At 68.2% G+C, this 17,532-nt stretch carries 11 protein-coding genes; 5 read left to right on the forward strand and 6 right to left on the reverse strand.

Annotated elements, in window-relative coordinates; genetic code table 11:
* Window positions 1-8: 8 nt before the first annotated feature.
* Window positions 9-2,420 carry an ABC transporter permease gene (locus P5F91_RS00495; RefSeq protein ID WP_277906116.1) on the reverse strand — a complete coding sequence of 804 codons (2,412 nt, stop codon included), beginning with the start codon at window positions 2,418-2,420 and terminating at the stop codon, window positions 9-11.
* 246 nt (window positions 2,421-2,666) lie between these two features.
* On the opposite strand from P5F91_RS00495, the gene P5F91_RS00500 reads away from it, so the two are divergent.
* The 4 genes from P5F91_RS00500 to P5F91_RS00515 all read left to right on the forward strand — a co-directional run bounded on the left by P5F91_RS00500 (window position 2,667) and on the right by P5F91_RS00515 (window position 7,316).
* On the forward strand, window positions 2,667-3,557 hold the full coding sequence (locus P5F91_RS00500; protein ID WP_277906117.1) for a LysR family transcriptional regulator: 891 nt from the start codon (window positions 2,667-2,669) through the stop codon (window positions 3,555-3,557).
* A gap of 431 nt (window positions 3,558-3,988) precedes the next feature.
* A complete protein-coding gene (locus tag P5F91_RS00505) occupies window positions 3,989-5,380 on the forward strand; it encodes a circularly permuted type 2 ATP-grasp protein (protein ID WP_422394447.1) in 1,392 nt (463 codons plus the stop codon).
* A gap of 3 nt (window positions 5,381-5,383) precedes the next feature.
* Window positions 5,384-6,334: an alpha-E domain-containing protein gene (locus tag P5F91_RS00510; protein WP_145612833.1), complete on the forward strand. Its 951-nt coding sequence runs from the start codon at window positions 5,384-5,386 to the stop codon at window positions 6,332-6,334.
* Between the two features lie 226 nt (window positions 6,335-6,560).
* Window positions 6,561-7,316, forward strand: coding sequence for a proteasome-type protease (locus P5F91_RS00515; protein WP_145612832.1), 756 nt, complete (start codon window positions 6,561-6,563; stop codon window positions 7,314-7,316).
* 54 nt (window positions 7,317-7,370) lie between these two features.
* Here P5F91_RS00515 and P5F91_RS00520 read toward each other — a convergent pair whose 3' ends face one another.
* The 3 genes from P5F91_RS00520 to P5F91_RS00530 all read right to left on the reverse strand — a co-directional run bounded on the left by P5F91_RS00520 (window position 7,371) and on the right by P5F91_RS00530 (window position 13,072).
* Window positions 7,371-10,925, reverse strand: coding sequence for a response regulator (locus P5F91_RS00520; RefSeq protein ID WP_277906119.1), 3,555 nt, complete (start codon window positions 10,923-10,925; stop codon window positions 7,371-7,373).
* Between the two features lie 240 nt (window positions 10,926-11,165).
* Window positions 11,166-12,425: a sensor histidine kinase gene (locus P5F91_RS00525; protein WP_246134542.1), complete on the reverse strand. Its 1,260-nt coding sequence runs from the start codon at window positions 12,423-12,425 to the stop codon at window positions 11,166-11,168.
* Window positions 12,426-12,592: 167 nt separating this feature from the next.
* Window positions 12,593-13,072 (reverse strand): Lrp/AsnC family transcriptional regulator, encoded by a 480-nt coding sequence (locus tag P5F91_RS00530; protein ID WP_277906120.1) that lies wholly within the window; start codon window positions 13,070-13,072, stop codon window positions 12,593-12,595.
* A gap of 120 nt (window positions 13,073-13,192) precedes the next feature.
* On the opposite strand from P5F91_RS00530, the gene P5F91_RS00535 reads away from it, so the two are divergent.
* The gene (locus tag P5F91_RS00535) at window positions 13,193-13,465 is read left to right on the forward strand and encodes a DUF6356 family protein (RefSeq protein ID WP_246134535.1); all 273 of its coding nucleotides are present in this window, start codon (window positions 13,193-13,195) and stop codon (window positions 13,463-13,465) included.
* On the opposite strand, the gene P5F91_RS00540 is transcribed toward P5F91_RS00535, so the two are convergent.
* Together P5F91_RS00540 and P5F91_RS00545 are read right to left on the reverse strand one after the other, a co-directional pair.
* Window positions 13,444-14,985 carry an HD domain-containing phosphohydrolase gene (locus P5F91_RS00540; RefSeq protein WP_277906121.1) on the reverse strand — a complete coding sequence of 514 codons (1,542 nt, stop codon included), beginning with the start codon at window positions 14,983-14,985 and terminating at the stop codon, window positions 13,444-13,446. The two genes, P5F91_RS00535 and P5F91_RS00540, sit on opposite strands and share 22 nt — an antisense overlap.
* A complete protein-coding gene (locus tag P5F91_RS00545; RefSeq protein ID WP_277906122.1) occupies window positions 14,982-17,414 on the reverse strand; it encodes an ATP-binding protein in 2,433 nt (810 codons plus the stop codon). Before P5F91_RS00545 ends, P5F91_RS00540 begins: the two co-directional genes overlap by 4 nt.
* Window positions 17,415-17,532 lie beyond the last annotated feature (118 nt).

Genomic DNA, 17,532 nt, shown 5'->3' on the forward strand with positions numbered 1-17,532 from the left:
GCGTTCCCCTATTCGTACCGCAGCGCCAGCACCGGGCGGGCACGGGCGATCAGGATGGTCTGGCCGGCCACGGTCGCCGCGGCGATGGCCAGGGCCAGGGCGGTGGGACCCAGGAAGGTCCAGGGGCCGATGTCCACGTGATAGGCGAAGCCGGCCAGCCAGCGGTGCAGGAACAAATAGGCCGGCAGCCAGGCCAGCGCGCTGGCCACCAGCACCGGCTTGGCGAACTGCCACAGCAGCAGGCGCAGGATGTCGGCCAGCGAGGCGCCGTAGACCTTGCGCACCCCGATCTCCTTGGTCCGCCGCTCCGCCGTCACGGCCGACAGGCCGTAGATGCCGGCGCAGGCCATGCCCAGGTTGATCAGGCTGAACAGGGTGATCATCTGGGTCTCATGCCGGATCAGGCTGGTCAGCGAGTTCAGGTGATCGTCGAAGAAATAGCGGTCGCTGGGCGACAGCTCCCCCATGCGGCGCCATAGGGCGTCGATCGCGGCCAGCGTCCGGGTGCGGTCGCCCGGCGACAGCTTCACGTACATCAGCTCATATCCGCCGGGGTCGCTGACGAAAAAGGTGGGGGCGATCTTGTCCTGCAGCGACCCCATGGGGAAGTCGGGCACCACCGCCGCCACCTGCACGTCACCGTCGACGCCGGGCAGGTGCAGCGCCTGGCCGATGGCATCCTCCGGCGTGTCGTTGTCCAGCGCGCGCGACGCCGTCTCGTTGATCACCACCTTATGGCGCACGGTGCTGGGGCGCTTGGGGTCCGGCAGCTGCCCCGCCAGGGCCGGCAGGTGGAACACGGGCAGGAAGCCCGGGTCGGCCGCCACGCGGTTCAGGCGGACGGCATGGCCGTTGTTCAGCGTGGCCGTCACCAGCGGCCGGCTGCGCTCCAGGCTTTCCATGCCGGTGCAACCCACGCCTTTCACGCCGTCGATGTGCTGCAGGCCGACGCGGATGGATTCCGGGCAGTTGGCGTCCAGGATCAGGATGTCGGCGGTGTCGTAGGAGACGCGATCACGGGTCAGCAGCTGCTGCTGGCGATAGGTGACCGAGGCCCCCACCAGCAGCATGACCAGCAGCATGAACTGCCCCATCATCAGCACCTGCCGCACCCGGGCGGTCCGGTCCACCACCGGTGCCGCCGTGCCCGGCCCGCCGCCTTTCAGGATGGCAACCGGCCGGTGCGCCGCCAACACCAGGGCGGGGTAGAACCCCGCCAGCAGCGTGACGCCTGCGCCCAGGCCGGCGACGATGGCCGCCACCTCGGGCGAGGCGGCATCCAGCGATAGTCGCGCGTCCAGGAAACGGTTGGCCGGGGGGATGGCCAGTTCGGTCAGCGACAGGGCGATGACCATGGCGATGCCCACCAGGATCAGCGTTTCCAGCATGAACTGGATCACCAGGTCGCGCCGCCGCGCGCCGCCCATCTTGCGCACCCCCACCTCCACGGCGCGGCGGGTGGCCCGGGCCGTGGCCATGTTGATGAAGTTGATGCAGGGGATCAGCAGGGTCAGCAGGGCGATGCCGCCGATCATGTACATGCGGTTTAGCCGGTCGGGGTTCAGACCGGCGTGCAGCTGCAGGCTGGTCATGGGTACCAGCTGCGGCGACTGCCCGCCCGCATGACCCGCCCCCCAATGCCGGGCGGCCAGTTCGTCCAGCGTTCGTTGCGCCGCCACTGGGTCGGCGCCGTCGCGCAGGCGGACATAGGTATAGACGTCGCCCGTCGTCCGCGCCGCCGTCTGATCGCCATCCGTCCGTGACCCATCGATACGAGACTGGGGCGCGCTGAAGGGCGAATAGGGCGAGGCAGCGGACGCCAGGATCATCACCTCCCGCATATGGCTGCGGAAGGGCAGGTCCTTCAGCACGGCGCGCACGCGCAGCGTGGTGCGCTCGTCCAGCTCGATGCGCTTGCCCAGGGGCGATTCGGGCCCGAACAGCTTGCGTGCCATGGTCTGCGTCAGGGCCACGGCGCCCGGGTCGGCCAGGCTTTCCTTCAGGTCGCCCTCCACCGCCGGCAGGCGCATGATGTCGGCGAAGGCAGGATCGACCCAGGTGACGAACTCGCGGAATGCCGCGCCGCCGTGCCGGACCTTGCGGGCGTCGTCCAGCAGGCGGGCGGCCGCCTCCACCTCCGGCGCCTCCGCCACCAGCGTGGCGGCCAGGTCGGGCGGGGTGCGCCAGCGCACCAGGGGGCCCGGCTCCTGGTCCTCGTCCACCGGCGCCAGCACGCTGTCCACCAGGTAGAGCTGGGCATGGTCGGGCAGGAAGGTGTCGTAGGCCATCTGGTCGCGGATCAGCAGGGCCATCAGCAGGCTGGCAGTCAGCCCGACCACCAGCCCCGCTAGGCTGATGACGATGTCGGCCTTCACCTGCCGCAAGGACCGCATGGCCTGGCTTGCCGCGATGTACAGCATGGTCGCTTCCCTGTTCCCCACCCCGTTTGCGGGGCCGTCGCGCCCGCAAGCAAAGGGCGGACCACCGCTTAAGCCCTTGGGATCGCTTGACGCCGGGGCCTTGGGGCGCTGTCCGGAACCGCGCCTTGTCCGTTTCCGGACAGCCTGGTTGCCCGCTTCCGGACAATGATGCCGCGTGCCCTTCGCCTGCGCTACAGTGGCGGCGACGCCGCCGCTCCGGGCGGTACCTGACGGCGGGCCCATCCCTTGACCTTGGAACAGTTGCGCATCTTCGTGGCGGTGGCGGAACGTCAGCACGTGACCCAGGCGGCGCGCGCCCTGAATCTGGCGCAATCGGCGGCCAGCGCCGCCGTCGCGGCGCTGGAGGATCGCTACCAGACGGCCCTGTTCAACCGCGTGGGCCGCGGCATCACCCTGACGGAGGCCGGCCGCCTGTTCCTGGCGGAGGCCAAGGCCGTGCTGGCCCGGGCCGACATGGCCGAACGGGCGCTGGCCGAACTGTCGGGCCTGCAGCGCGGGCAGTTGCGCGTGCAGGCCAGCCAGACCATCGCCAGCTATTGGCTGCCGCGCCACCTGGTGACCTTCCGCGATCGGCATCCGGGCGTGGACCTGGACCTCACCATCGGCAACACGGCGCAGGTGGCGGCCGCCGTGCTGGATGGCGCGGCCGACCTGGGCTTCGTCGAGGGCGCGGTGGACAGTCCCGACCTGTCCGCCCACCAGGTGGCGCTGGATCAGCTGGTGGTGGTGGTTGCCCCCAACCATCCCTGGGCCTTCCGTGAGACGGTGGCACCGTCCGACCTGCCTGAGACGCCTTGGATCATGCGGGAACAAGGCTCGGGCACCCGCTCCGCCTTCCTGGCGGCCCTGGCGGCCCTGGGTGTGGATACCGCCCGGTTGCGCATCGCGCTGGAACTGCCCTCGAACGAGGCGGTACGGGCGGCGGTGGAGGCAGGCGGCGGCGCGGCCGCGCTGTCGGCCTCCGTCGCCAGCGGCAGCATCGAGGTGGGGCTGCTGCATCCCGTGCCGCTGGCCTTGGCCCCGCGCGCCTTTACTTTGGTGCGTCATGCCGATCGTGGGCTAAGCCGCGCGGCTAGCGCCTTTCTAGACGAAATGGGCCGCCGGGACTTGGCTTAAGCGATAGAAGCCGGCGGTTGAAACCCTGTTCACTCAAATGAACTTCTTTTGACTGTCCTGGCCGGGTCTTGACCTGGCGCAGGGCCTGTTCGATTGAAGGCAGACAAGGATAAGCGCGCCTTTTGGTTGCCAGGGCGGCCGGCGCGCGGTTGAGGAGGAAACCCGTGATCATATCGCCGCAACGGTTCGCATTGGGGGTCCGCATCGGGCGGATGCCAGGGCTGTAAGAGCATCTGCACAATTTATGGGCGATAAACGGCGGGCGGTTGCCTGCGCATTGGGCGCCCATGCTTTTGCGTCCTTGGCGGAACGCATATTTCCTGGGCAGTTCCTAGCCTAGGCCGAGTTGGCGTGGCTCTTGCTCAACCAATCAGTCGGGCCTACCGATGGGGAAGGGGTTTATGGCGAAAGCAGACGGTCCATTCAATGAAATGGGCATGTCGGATGAGGTGCGCGGCCCGTATGCGGACATCGAACGATGGCTGCGCGAAATGCCGTCCGACAAACTGGAACTGAAGCGCCGCGAGGCGGAGACGCTGTTCCGGCGCGTGGGCATCACCTTCGCGGTGTACACGGAAGGCGGGGATCCGGAACGGTTGATCCCCTTCGACATCATTCCCCGCGTGCTGGCGCGGGCCGAATGGGACAGGCTGTCGCTGGGCCTGCACCAGCGGGTGAAGGCGCTGAACGCCTTCCTGGCCGATGTCTACGGCGAACGCCACATCCTGCGCGCGGGCAAGGTGCCGGAGCGCATGGTGCTGGGGAACGAAAGCTTCCGGCCCGAGATGCAGGGCTTCCTGCCCCCGGCCGGCGCTTACACCCATGTGGCCGGCATCGATATCGTCCGACTGGATGCGGACAATTTCTATGTGCTGGAAGACAATTGCCGCACGCCGTCCGGCGTCTCCTACATGCTGGAGAACCGCGAGGCCATGCTGCGCCTGCTGCCCGACCTCTGCGGCATGCACAAGCTGGCGCCCGTCTCCCATTATCCGGAAGACCTGCTGGACACGCTGAAGTCGGTTGCGCCGCCCGCCTGCCGCGACGCGCCGACCGTGGCGGTGCTGACGCCGGGGTCCTACAACAGCGCCTATTACGAACACTCGTTCCTGGCCGATGAGATGGGCGTGGAACTGGTGGAGGGCGGCGACCTGTTCGTGGACGAGGGCTTCGTCTACATGCGCACCACCCAGGGGCCGAAGCGGGTGGACGTGCTGTACCGCCGCATCGACGATGATTACCTGGACCCGCTGACCTTCCGGCCCGACAGCGCCTTGGGCGTTCCCGGCCTGTTCGCGGCCTACCGCGCCGGCCGGGTCACCCTGGCCAACGCCGTCGGCACCGGCATCGCGGACGACAAGGCGATCTATCCTTTCGTCCCCGAAATGATCCGCTTCTACCTGGGGGAAGAACCCATCCTGTTGAACGTCCCCACCTATCTCTGCGAACGGGACGACGACCGCAAGTACGTGCTGGAGCATCTGCACGAACTGGTGGTGAAGGAGACGCGCGGGTCTGGCGGCTACGGCATGCTGATCGGGCCGCAGTCCACCGCCGCCGACCGCGCGGTGTTCGCCGACCGCATCAAGGCGCGGCCGGCCGACTACATCGCCCAGCCGACGCTGGCGCTGTCCACCTGCCCCACCTTCGTCGAGCAGGGGATCGCCCCCCGCCATGTCGACCTGCGGCCTTTCGTACTGAGCGGGCGGGAGATCCGGGTGGTGCCCGGCGGGCTCACCCGCGTGGCCCTGCGCGAGGGCTCCCTGGTGGTGAATTCCAGCCAGGGCGGCGGCACCAAAGACACCTGGGTACTGGAGCGCTGACGAATGCTGAGCCGTACCGCAGACGGACTGTTCTGGCTGGCCCGCTATATGGAACGGGCGGCCAGCGTCGCGCGCCTGGTGCAGGTGGGCAACCGCATGTCCAACATGTCGCTGTCCCTGGACAATCCGGGCAACGAATGGCGCTCCACCCTGGTGGCGGCGGGGACGGAGCCGGGCTACCTCGCCAAGCATGGGGAGATCGTGCCTTCCCTGGTGTTGGACTACCTGGTGCTGGACCCGGAAAACCCGTCCAGCATCGTGTCCTGCATCGAAACCGCCCGCCGCAACGGCCGGGCGGTGCGCACCGCCCTGACCGTGGACACGTGGGAGGCGCTTAACGAGACCTGGCAGCAGACCCGGGCCCTGAAGGCCGACCGCCTGGCGGCGGACAGCCTTCCCGGGCTGATGGACTGGGTGGTCCAGCGTTCCCTGCTGTTCTGCGGCAGCTACGCCAACACCATGCTGCGCAACGACGGCTATCTGTTCACCCATCTGGGCACGCTGCTGGAACGGGCGGACAACACCGCCCGCATCCTGGACGTCAAGTATCATGTCCTGCTGCCGGATCATGAGGGCGTGGGCGGGGTGCTGGATTATTATCAGTGGCAGAGCATCCTGCGGGCCGTCTCCGCCCTGCGCAGCTATCACTGGGTCTATCATGACCGGCTGAAGCCCTGGCTGATCGCGGAGTTGCTGATCCTGCGGCCGGAAATGCCCCGGTCCCTGGTGGCTTGCCTGGCCCATGTGGTGGACCTGCTGGAGGCCCTGGCCGTGCGCTATGGCGGCCAGCGGGGCGAGTGCCACCGCCTGGCGGGCGAGATCCACGCCAGGCTGCGCTATGGCCGGGTGGAGGACATCTTCCAGTTCGGCCTGCACGAATACGTGACGCAGTTCATCGACGACATGCTGCGCCTGGGCCAGGAGATCAGCGGCTTCTATCTCAACGTCCGCTGAACTGCCGCGATGGATCCGGACGCCGGGGACCTAACCCGGGGCCGGATCCATTCGTTGCGTTTCCGGGCGGTCGCCAATACTTAACGTGCGCCCCCTGGTGGTGGCGGCCGGTTTCGCGGTATGACGGGGCATGGGGATAGGCGCCCTGTCCATCGGGGCGCCCATCCCTCACTTGAGGAAGAAAGCCGCCCGTCAAGGATGGCGTCCCGCATGTCGAGGCCTGAAGATGACCTATTGCGTCGCCCTGTTCCTGAAGGCTGGGCTGGTGATGCTCTCCGACACCCGCACCAACGCGGGTGTCGACAACATCTCCACCTTTTGCAAGATGCACCGGTTCGAAACCCCGGGTGAGCGCTGCATGGTCCTGCTGACGGCGGGCAACCTGTCCATCAGCCAGTCGGTGGTGAACCGCCTGCAGGAAGGCGTTTCCATCGGCGACGCCGATCCGGAAACGCTGGCCACCGTCCCGTCCATGTTCCGCGCCGCGCAGCTGGTCGGTGCCGCCATCCGCGATGTCTATAACAGCGACGGCCTGGCCATGAAGGCGCAGGGCGTGGGCTTCGACGCGTCCTTCCTGCTGGGGGGGCAGATCCGGGGCCGGGGCATGCGCCTGTTCCAGATTTATTCGCCCGGCAACTTTATCGAGGCGACGCCCGAAACGCCCTACTTGCAGATTGGGGAGCACAAGTACGGCAAGCCCATCCTGGATCGTGTCGTCTCTTTCGACACGCCGGTGCAGGACGGGGTGAAGCTGGTGCTGGTCTCCATGGACAGCACCCTGCGCAGCAACCTGTCTGTCGGCATGCCCATCGACCTCGCGGTCTACCATCGCGATGACCTGCAACTGCGCATCCACCGCCGCATCACCGAGACCGACAGCTATTTCCAGCATGTGCGCGACCATTGGTCCAACGCTCTGCGCCAAAGCTACGGCACCCTGCCCACGGCGGACGAATGGTGGGCGGGTGAGCGCCAGGGATAAGGCGCCGCGGGCCTATACCAAGCTGCGGTGAGTCCAACCCAACGCGGTTTGGTATTACCCTTCGTTCCTTTTCAGCAGCGGCTTCAGCACGGCGGCCACTGCGGCCAGGCTGGCGGGCAAGGCCGCCACCAGGGCGGCGATTTCGGGCCGGCACTCATCCGCATCGCCGGCGCGCGCGCAGGCCTGGATGCGGGTGGCCATTGCCTGCATCTGGCGCAACCCCATATCGCCCGCCGTGGCGATAAGGGTGTGGGCGGCCCTGGCCATGGCGTCGGTGTCGCTGGTGGCCGCCAGGGTCTCCAGCGACGCCACCCGTGCCTCGCATTCGTTCACCGATGACATGACCAGGTCGGCCAGGGTGTCGGTGTCCAACAGCTCCGCCAACTGGCGCAGGGGGGCAGGATCCAGCACCGGTGGACCGGCCGCCGGTGCTGACGGAACCGGCGCCGGTGAAGCCGATACCGGGCGCGGTACTGGGGTTGAAGCGGCGGGAATGGCCGCTTCCACACTATCCTTGATCGGCCCGCCCGCCGCCACCCAGCGCGCCACGGTGGTGGCCAGGTTGGGCAGGGCGAAAGGTTTGGCGATATAGTCGTCCATGCCGGCGGCAAGATATTCCTCGCGCATGCCGGCCATGGCGTTGGCCGTCATGGCGATGACGGGGGTGCGCGGCCGCCCTGTCCTTTCCTGGATGTCGCGGATGTGCTGGGTGGCCTGTACCCCATCCATCTCCGGCATCTGTATGTCCATCAGCACGGCGTGGAAGGTCTCGCGCCCGTAAAGATCCAGGGCCGTGCGGGCGTCGCCGGCCAGGGTGACACGATAGCCCAGCTTCTCCAGCATGGTTCGGGCGACCGTCTGATTGATGAAGTTGTCGTCCACCACCAGCAGCCGGGCGCCGTTGCCGGTGGGCAGGCCGGGCCGGATGGGTTTGGTCGATCGGCTGGGGCGCGAGGGCGAAGCCGGTTGCGATCCCTGTATCGGGGGCAGGGCCTGCGCCTTGGGCATATCCTTGGCGCGCGCCGGCGGCAGGCGCACGGTGAAGGCGAAGGTGCTGCCCTGATTCAGCGTGCTATCCAGGGTGATGGCCCCACCCATGAGCGCCACCAGCCGCTGGGAAATGGCCAAGCCCAGGCCCGACCCGCCGAAGCGGCGGGAGATGGAGGTGTCGGCCTGCCCGAACTTGCGGAACAGCTGCGCCTGGGCTGGCGCACTGATGCCGATGCCAGTGTCGCGCACGGCAAAGTGCAGCGGCACCAGGCCGTCCTTGGCGATGCCCACCTCCACCTCCAGCGTGACCGATCCCCTCTCCGTGAACTTCACGGCGTTGCCCACCAGGTTCAGCAGGACCTGGCGCAGGCGGAACGGGTCGCCCCGGTAAAGGCCGGGGGCGCCCCCCACCACCATCGTTTCCAGCCGGATGCCCTTGTCGCGGGCGCGGGGCTCCAGGATGGCCAGCACGCCGGCGGTGACGTCGGACAGGGCGAAGGGCACCTCCTCCAGCTCCACCCGCCCCGCTTCCAGCTTCGAGATGTCCAGTATGTCGTTGATGATGGACAGCAGGGCGTCGGCGCTGTCGCGGATGATGGCGGCGTAGGTCGCCTGGTCGGCGGTCAGCGGGCTATCCAGCAGCAGCTGCACCATGCCCATGACCCCGTTCATGGGCGTACGGATCTCATGGCTCATGTTGGCCAGGAAGTCCGACTTGGCGGCGTTGGCCGCCTCGGCGGCGCGGCGGGCTGCGTCCAGCTCCTCCGCCAGGGTGCGCAGTTCGCGCGCCTGTGCCGCCAGGCGGTCGCGCGCGTCGATCAGGTCGCTGACCTGCCGCCGTTGCAGCGTCATGTCCATATAGCTGACGACGAAACCGCCGCCAGGCATGGGGATGGCCCGCGCCTCCAGCGTGCTGCCATCGGCCTGTGTCAGCTCATAGGTCATGGGTTCCGGTGATCGCACCCCCGCCAGCGGGTCGGCGGCGCCATCCTTCAGCAAGGGCTCGACCTCCCCCAGGGGCAGGCCAGGCGGGCAGTCATCTGCCTTCAGCCCCATCAGGTCCAGGAAATGGCGGTTGCGGATGGACAGGCGCAGCTGGGCGTCGAAGGCGACGATGCCTTGGTCGATGGATTCCAGGATGGTGGTCAGCAGCCTGTCGCGTTCCTGCAGATGCTGGCGCGCCTCCACCAAGGGCGTGATGTTGCGTCCCACCCCGCGAAAACCGCGAAAGCGACCATCGGGCGCATAATAGGGCCGGCCGGAGATTTCCACGTGCCGGACTTGGCCGTCCGGTCCGGGCACGGAATAAGTGAAGTCGCGGAAGGGGGTGCGGGTGTTGAGGAAGCCTTCGTAGGTCACCCAGTGAGCGGCGTCGGCATCGGCCGACAGCTCGCGCCGGGTGCGGCCCAGCAGCTGGGTCATGTCGATGCCCACGAACTGCACCCCGTCGGAGATGTAGGTCAGGCGGTGGGTCTCGTCCGTTTCCCAGTACCAGTCGGTCGACACCTCCGTCAGGTCGCGGAAACGCTCCTCCCGCGCCACCAGTTCCTGCTCCTGCCGGGCGACGGCGTCGGCCATGGCGTTGAAGGCTTGGGCCACGGCCTCCAGCTCCGGCCCGCTGCCGGGGCTGTCGATGTGGATGGCGCGGTCGCCGGCGGCGATGCGCTGCGCCGCGTCGCCCAGGGCGCGCAGCCAGCGCAGGACCGACAGCTCCAGCCCCGCCACCCCCAGGGCGAAGGCCAGCAGGGTGACGGCCAGAACCACCACCAGGTTGCGGCGGAAATCGATGTTGGCGGCGGCCAGCACTTCGGCCTTGGACAGGCCGACGGCCACGCGGGCACCGGTATCCCCCACGCTGGCGATGCCGAACAGCCGGCCCTCGCCATGCAAATCGACCGTGTCCGCGTTGCCGTCCGGCGTGGCCAGCATGGCGCCGATCAAGGGCGAGCGACGATCGCCATCCCCCACCTCGGCACCGGCTTCCGGGTATCGCGCCAGGATATGGCCGTGGCGGTCCACGGCCAGGAACACGGCGTGCCGCTTCTCCACCAGCTGCCGGCCCATGTCCTCCAGCCATTGCAGGCTGATGGCGGTGCTGGCCACCCGGGCGACGTCGCCCTTGGGGGTGGCCTGCATCTGCGCCACCACCATCACCGGCTGGCCGGAGGTGCGGCCGATCAGGAAATCGCTGATGGTGGGCTGGCCGGTCTTGATCAGGGTCTGGAAATAGTCGCGATCGCCAAAGCTCTGGAAGGGGGGGCCGGAGGAAGAGCAGAAGGCCTGGCCGTCCGGTCCCATCAGGTTCACGTTGGTGATCCAGGGATGGGCCGCCTTCATCAGCCGCGCGTCCTGCACACACTCCTCAAGCGGCAGGCGCGCGCTTTCGCCGGCCAGGGTGTCCGCGATATGGCGGGCCTGGGCGATCAACATCGCCTGCTGCCCCGCCACCGCGTGCGCCAGGCCCAGCGCCTGGGCCTGGGCGCCGGCAACGGCTTCCGACCGCCGGGCGCCGTAGTCGGCGATGGATAGGGCCGTGAGGGGCGCCACCACCACCAGCAGCAGGATTTGCAGCCGGGCGCGCAGGCCTTTGCCGTGCAGCTTCAGGTAGTGGGCTGGCAAGCCGTTGTGCCTTTCCGGCTAGAGCGGATCGCGGAAAAGCGGAATCGCTTTGCAGCGTGAATCCGCTCGTTGAACAAGCACTTAGAGCCGAGTGCGTTTTTGGTTAAACGCATTCGGCTCTAAACGTCAGGGTCGCGCCATCATAGCGAAAGCCACTGGGAAATACAGGCACAGCCGCAAGACAGGATCGTTGCAGATCCGATTTTTCAATAAATTAGAGGTGGCACGCGCGGTCAGCCTTCAGGCCGCCTGCACCTTGCGCGCCCGGGGCACGGTGATGGAGATGTAGAACTGGGTGCCGGCCTTGTCGAAGGCCATCTCCGCCCCGATCTGGCGGCACAGCGCCTGGACCACGGTCATGCCGATACCGGCCAGGCGGGCGGCCCCCATGTCGGTGGGCAATTGACCGCTGGGGTCGTCGATGATGCAGGACAGCCGGTTGTCCACCACCGCCAGGGTCAGCTGCACGGGGCTGTACAGCTCGTCCGACCGGCGCAAGGTAGGGGTCAGCATCTCATTCAGGATCAGCGCCAGCGCGACCCCCGTCTCCACCGGCAGCAGCACGGGCGTGCTGGTCACCTGCACCCGGTCCAGGGCACCGTATTCCGCCGCCACCTCACGGCAGAAGGCGGGCAGCAGGGCGCCGAACTCCACCTCGTCCACCGTTTCGGCCTGCAGCATGCGCTTGTGGACCTCATTGATCGCCAGCACGCGGGTGCGGGCCTCCGCCAGGGCGCGTTCGGCTTGCGGGTCCTTGGTGTCATGGGTCTGCAACTGCAGCAGGGTGCCGATCATGGACAGGCCGTTGCCCACGCGGTGGTTGATCTCGCGCAGCAGGCGGCCCTTTTCGTCCAGCATGTCCTGCAACTGCTGGCGCATGCGGCTTTCGCGATCCGCCTCCGTCATGGCGCCGCTGGACAGGCGCCAGACCAGGCCACCGGCCACCAGGCAGATGACGACGCTGCCGGCCACGAACAGCAGGCGCAGGGTGTTGACCCGGCCTTGCCGCTGCACCAGCAGCGCCTGCTCGGTGCCGTCGATGATGGCCACCTGCTCCCGCACCTCGGCCATCAGGGACTCGCCCCGTTCCAGCGTTATGGTGTCAGGGGGCGATCCGGCGGGGGCCTGCATCAGCACCTGCAGCGCATCCAGCCGCGCATTGGCCAGGGCCGTCAGGGTGGATGCGCGCCGCACCTGATCCGGGTTGTCGCTGAGCAGGGTGGTCAGCGCCAGCAACTGGTTGGTGGTGTCGTCGCGGTAGCCCTGGAAGCGGTCCCGCGCCTCTGGTGCGTGGACCAGCAGGTACAGGCGCTGGGCCGATTCCGCCGACAGGATGTGGCTCAGCACCAGGGTCGCCGTGGTGCGGACCTGATGGCTGTGGTTCACCCACCTCTCGCTGCTCACCACCTCCGCGAAGATGGATTGCATGATCAACAGCAGGGCGACGATGCCACCCAGGGCCGCCAGCCCCGCCAGTCGCACCCGCTGTCGCAGCAGCATGTCCACGGCTTACGCCCTCATCAAACCCGGCACCCTCACGAAACCGCGACGCGCCAACCGCCCATAAAAAAAACCCTCCGCGTTTCGCAACGCGGATGGGGCAAACCAGATGGGGAACATGACGCAGTTTTCCCCTGCTGGCGATCTTGCCTTTGGCGTATGCCCCTTTAGGGACGCGCTAAGGGGTTCGGCAGGGGGATCGCCGTGGTGGATTTGATCCGTTCCATGGCGAAGCTGGAACTGACGTCGGTGAGCTTGGTCACCTTGATCAGGCGCTTGTACACCCGGTCGTAATGGGGAATGTCGGCCACCAGCACCTTCAGCAGGTAATCGACGTCGCCGCTCATGCGGTAGAACTCCACGATTTCGGGAATGTCCGCCACGCCCCGGGCGAACGTCTCCAGCCAATCCTCGTCATGCTGGTTGGTCCGGATGGCGACGAACACGGTGATGCCGCAGCCCAGCAGGTCGGCGTCCAGCAGGGCGACGCGGCGGCGGATAATGCCCGCCTCCTCCAACTGCTTGACCCGGCGCCAGCAGGCGTTAGCCGACAGGGCCACGGTGTCGGCCAACTGGGCGATGGACAGCGAGGCGTCCTCTTGCAGTAACTGCAGAAGCCGGATGTCGGTTTTGTCAAGATGATCCATAGAATCGCCATTTCATGGGATGAATTCACCATACGCGCCGACAACAGTGGGATAGTTTGGGATTTTTCTCAAGGCCGTCCGGGTTATGCTGATGTCATCGTCATCGAATGACAGGGGAAGATGCGGACCATGTTGGGCAAGCTGTTTATCGACCACCCGCGGTCGGTCCAGGAAAACTACGGTGAGCATGCCGTCATGGCGGCGTCCTTCGGCGGCCGCATGGTGCTGGCGGGCTTGGCCTGTCTGGTGCACGCCGTCGTGCCGGGCCTCTTCGTGCGCACCGGCAGCCGCACCATCACCGCCCTGTATGACGAGATGGTGGTGAACCGCAACCGCAAGGCCGCCCCGCCAGAAGGCACTGTGGGCGCCGGCTACCGCTCGATATCAGGGTAACGCGTCCGGCTTTCCATCAGGGCCGGTGCCAGCGCCAGGATGGCGTCCACCACGGCTGGGTCGAAATGGCGGCCCCGTTCCTTGGTCATGTGCGCCAGGATGCTCTCCAGGGGCCAGGGCGTTTTGTAGGGCCGGTGGCTGCCCAGGGCGTCGAACACGTCGGCGGCGGCGACGATGCGGGCCAGCGGGTCGATCTCATCCCCGCGCAGGCCCCGGGGATAGCCCGTTCCATCCCATTTCTCATGATGCTGAAGGGAGATGACGGCGCCGGCGCGCAGGATGTCCTGACGTGCATCCTTCAGCATGCGCCAGCCGATGTCGGCGTGCGTCTGCATTACCTTCCATTCCTCCGCGTCCAGCTGACCGCGCTTGTTCAGGATATGGTCGGGAATACCGATCTTGCCGATGTCGTGCAGGGGGGCGGCATAGCGCACCCGGGTCACCATGGTTTCGTCATAGCCCAGGTAGGCGGCGATCATGCCCGCCGCCTCCGACACCCGCTTCAAATGGTTGCCAGTTTCCTGGTTGCGCGTCTCCACCGCCTCGCCCAGGCGGAAGACGATCTCGCGCTGGGTCTCCTCGATTTCCTCTTTCAGGCGCAGGTTGTCGAAGGCCACGGCCAGGTTGCGCACGAACAGGGCCAGCAGATCCCGGCCCAGGGGCGTAGCGGCGGCCAGGCCGTCCAGGTACAGCAGGCGGCGCCCGCCACCGCCGGTGGGCAGCCATTCGCTCCAGCGGTCGTGCTCTCGCAGGTTTCCGTCCAGCGTCAGCGCGGCCTGCACGTCCATGGGCAGTGGTCCGTCCCGGTCAAGGGTTTCGAACCGGCCGCAGGCGGCCAGGGCGTGGGCCGGGCCCTCGGGCCGCTGCTGCTCCAGTACCAGGCCGTTCAGGCCCACTCCGCCCGTCAGGCCCGCCAGCTGCTCCAGGCAGGTGCGGGCCAGGCGGTCGGCCGCGGTCAGGTGGAAGATGCGGGGCAGCGCGTCGATCAGCCGGCGCAGGCCCTGGCGGCTCTGCTCCACCGCCGCGATATCGCGGTACCCGCGCAGGCAGGAATACATGAGGGTGAACAGCTGCCGCTCCGTCAGTTCCCCCTTCTCACGATAGTTGTCGATGTCGTAGCGGGCGATGATGTCGGCCTCGGGCGCCGAGCCCGGCTGGCCGGTGTTCAACACGATGCGTACCTGGCGGTTGCCCAACCGCTCCCGCACCGCCTTAGCCGCGTCCAGGCCGGCGCTGTCGCTTTCCATCACCACGTCCAGCAGCAGCACGGCGATGTCCGGATGTTCCGCCATGCGCTGCAGGGTCTCCGCCCCGGAATAGGCGTGCAGGAAGGCCAGCGGCCGACCGTCCATGCGAAACCCCTCCAGCGCCAGTTCGGTGACGGCATGGATGGCCGCGTCATCGTCGGCGATCAGCACCTTCCAGGGCGCCACAGGGGGCGCCCCAGGGGGCGCCACGGGCGATGCCGGTGGAACCGGGTCGGCGGACGGCCGGGCGAACAGGTCGTCGAAGGTCATCATGGCGATGTCCGGGTGAGAGCATCAGGCGCAGTCTCCGCCGAAATGGCGGGAGGCAGGACCAGGGGCATGTCGATGCGGAAGGTGGTGCCGGCGCCGGGGGCGCTATCCACGGTGATGCGGCCGTTGAGGCCGCTGGTGACCAGGGTATGGGCGATGGACAGACCCAGGCCGCTGCCGCCCTGGCCCCGCTTGGTGGTGTAAAAGGGTTCGAAGCAGCGGTGGCGCACCTCCGTGGTCATGCCGATGCCGTCGTCGCGCACCTCCAGGATGGCGCGGGGGCCTGACCGGGCCAGGGTGACGCGCACGGTGCCGCCCTCCTGGTCGGGGAAGGCGTGGATGACGGCGTTCAGCACCAGGTTGCTGATTACCTGCCACAGCTGGGCCGGCACGGCCCGCACGATGATCTCGCCGTCCCCCTCGATGACCAAGGTATGTCGGCCGCGCCGCAGCTCGGGTCGCAGGTTCATCAGCGCATCTTCCAGGTACCGCTTCAGCCGCACCTCATGCGCGGCGTCGCCGTGCTGGTCGATGGCCACCTGCTTGAAGCTGCGTACCAGCCGGGTGGCGCGATCCAGGTTTTCCTGGATCAGCGACGTCAGGGTGGCCGCCCGCTTCAGGTAGTCGTCCAGCATCTCCTTGGTCATGGTGCGCCCGGCGAAGGCGTCGGCCAGCAGGCGGGTGCGCTCCGCCAGGGTGCTGGCGGCGGTGACACCCACGCCGATGGGGGTGTTTATCTCATGCGCCACACCGGCCACCAGGCCACCCAACGCGGCCATCTTCTCGCTTTCCACCAGCTGGTCCTGGGCACTCTCCAGCTGCGCGAGGGCCGACACCGCGCGCTCCTTGGTGGCGGCCAGCGCCAGCTCGTCACGCTTGCGGGCGGTGATGTCGGTGGCCAGGCCCACGATCAGGTCGCCGCCCGGCACCAGGCGGAAACGGGCCTCGTACCAACGCCGGCCGCCAGGCAGAGGCGCGTCGAAGCTGTACTGCCCGCCCCCCTCCGCCAGGCGGGCCAGCAGGGCGGGCATGGTCAGCAGGCGCATGCCGGCGGGATAGAGGCCGGCCAAGTGGGCGTTGACCTCGGCCAGGGTGGCGCCGGGCCAGGTCAGATGCTCCGGCAGGTCCAGCACGGCGGCCAGGCGGGCGTTGGCCGCCTTCACCCGGCCCTCGCGGTCAAGCAGGCACAAGCCTTCCGTCATGTTGTCGAAGGTCAGCCGCAGCTCGCCCACCGCCTGGTGCAGGCGCTGCTCCAGCAGGATGGCCGGGGCCAGCAGTCGACGCGACGCGGCGCCGTAGGCCAGCCAGATGCCGGCCAGCAACAGGACCGCGCTGCCCAGGGGCCACAGGCTGCCGCTGAGCAGCGCCGACAGGAAGTCCTCCCAGGGCACGCGGACCACCAGCGACCAGCCGAGGTTGGTCAGGGGCAGGGCGGCCGTCAGCCAGGCGCCGTCGCGCACCGGCTGGCCAGCACCGGCCAGCGCCTTTCGCATCTCGGCCACGGGCAGGCTGGGGCGGTCGCCGGTCTTAGGGTCCGGCAGCACGGATTCCGCCGGGGCGCCGCCACGCGACACGACGGTGCCTTTGGCGTCGACGATCATCAGTTCGTTGCCGGGAAGGTCCGGCAGGGGTCCGATCGCCCGCCACAGTCCCTCCAGTGACAGGCTGACGGTGATGGCCAGGAAGTCGGGCCGGTCACTGGATCGGGTGAGATAGGCGGCGGTGACGCCTCGGCCCGCCACCATGCTGCGATAGGGCGGGCTCATCATGCCTTGGCCGGTCTTCAGCGCGCGTTGCGCCAGGCCGCGGACGCTGGCGATCAAACGTTCACCGGTCATGTCGTCGCGCAGGCCCCGCGGCATGTCGGGGTAGGTCAACGCCCAGTCCGGCCCGATCACGGTGACCGAACTGATGGGCGTGCCGCTGGCCAGCAGGCTGATGCTCTGCAGCAAGGACAGAAGGCAGGCGGTGGGGCCGGCGGGCGGGCGCTGGTCAGGTGCCGCCAGGATCAGGTGGGCGTTCAGCGCGATGGGATCGGGGGTCAAGCGCTCGTTACAGCGCACGGCGTCGTTGACGGGCAGGCCTTGAATGCTGCCGGGCTCCGCCCGTGTCCCCGACAGGCGCGCGGCCACGCCGTCACCGATGGTGCGCGCCTGTTCCAGCGCCGGGGTGAGGGTCAGGGCCCGGGCCAGCAGTTGGCGCTGCAGGTCGGCAAGCAGCGCGTCGGCGTCGTGGTGCAACTGGGCCCCCGCCACCGCCAGCACGGCCAGGGTCAGCAGCATGGCGGCACCCAGCAGGCCCCGGCGGCCGAATTGGCTCAGGCGCGGAATGCCGGCGCCGTCCAAGGCGGGGTCAGGGTTGGGCGTCCCGTCCCGCGGCGCCGTCGTCAGCGCCGGTGTGGGGCCCGGGGTTGGGGAGGATGGAAAGGTCATAAGGGTCCGCGGTGCCACCTGCCCCGGTCCGAAAGGGGGAAGGGTGGGGCGCGTCCGGGACGCGCCCGCTGGGACCGGTACCTGGCCGTCATATGGACCAGCCGGCGACCCCGCTCAT

Origin of the sequence: Nitrospirillum amazonense (genome assembly GCF_029594735.1) — a bacterium.
Taxonomy (GTDB): domain Bacteria; phylum Pseudomonadota; class Alphaproteobacteria; order Azospirillales; family Azospirillaceae; genus Nitrospirillum; species Nitrospirillum amazonense.

Excerpts from the sequence above, each read along its gene's own strand:
- P5F91_RS00535 (WP_246134535.1), top strand. The coding sequence starts at position 13,193 with ATGCGGACCATGTTGGGCAAGCTGTTTATCGACCACCCGCGGTCGGTC.
- P5F91_RS00525 (WP_246134542.1), bottom strand. The coding sequence starts at position 12,425 with ATGCTGCTGCGACAGCGGGTGCGACTGGCGGGGCTGGCGGCCCTGGGT.
- P5F91_RS00530 (WP_277906120.1), bottom strand. The coding sequence starts at position 13,072 with ATGGATCATCTTGACAAAACCGACATCCGGCTTCTGCAGTTACTGCAA.
- P5F91_RS00510 (WP_145612833.1), top strand. The coding sequence starts at position 5,384 with ATGCTGAGCCGTACCGCAGACGGACTGTTCTGGCTGGCCCGCTATATG.
- P5F91_RS00540 (WP_277906121.1), bottom strand. The coding sequence starts at position 14,985 with ATGATGACCTTCGACGACCTGTTCGCCCGGCCGTCCGCCGACCCGGTT.
- P5F91_RS00495 (WP_277906116.1), bottom strand. The coding sequence starts at position 2,420 with ATGCTGTACATCGCGGCAAGCCAGGCCATGCGGTCCTTGCGGCAGGTG.
- P5F91_RS00545 (WP_277906122.1), bottom strand. The coding sequence starts at position 17,414 with ATGACCTTTCCATCCTCCCCAACCCCGGGCCCCACACCGGCGCTGACG.
- P5F91_RS00515 (WP_145612832.1), top strand. The coding sequence starts at position 6,561 with ATGACCTATTGCGTCGCCCTGTTCCTGAAGGCTGGGCTGGTGATGCTC.
- P5F91_RS00505 (WP_422394447.1), top strand. The coding sequence starts at position 3,989 with ATGGGCATGTCGGATGAGGTGCGCGGCCCGTATGCGGACATCGAACGA.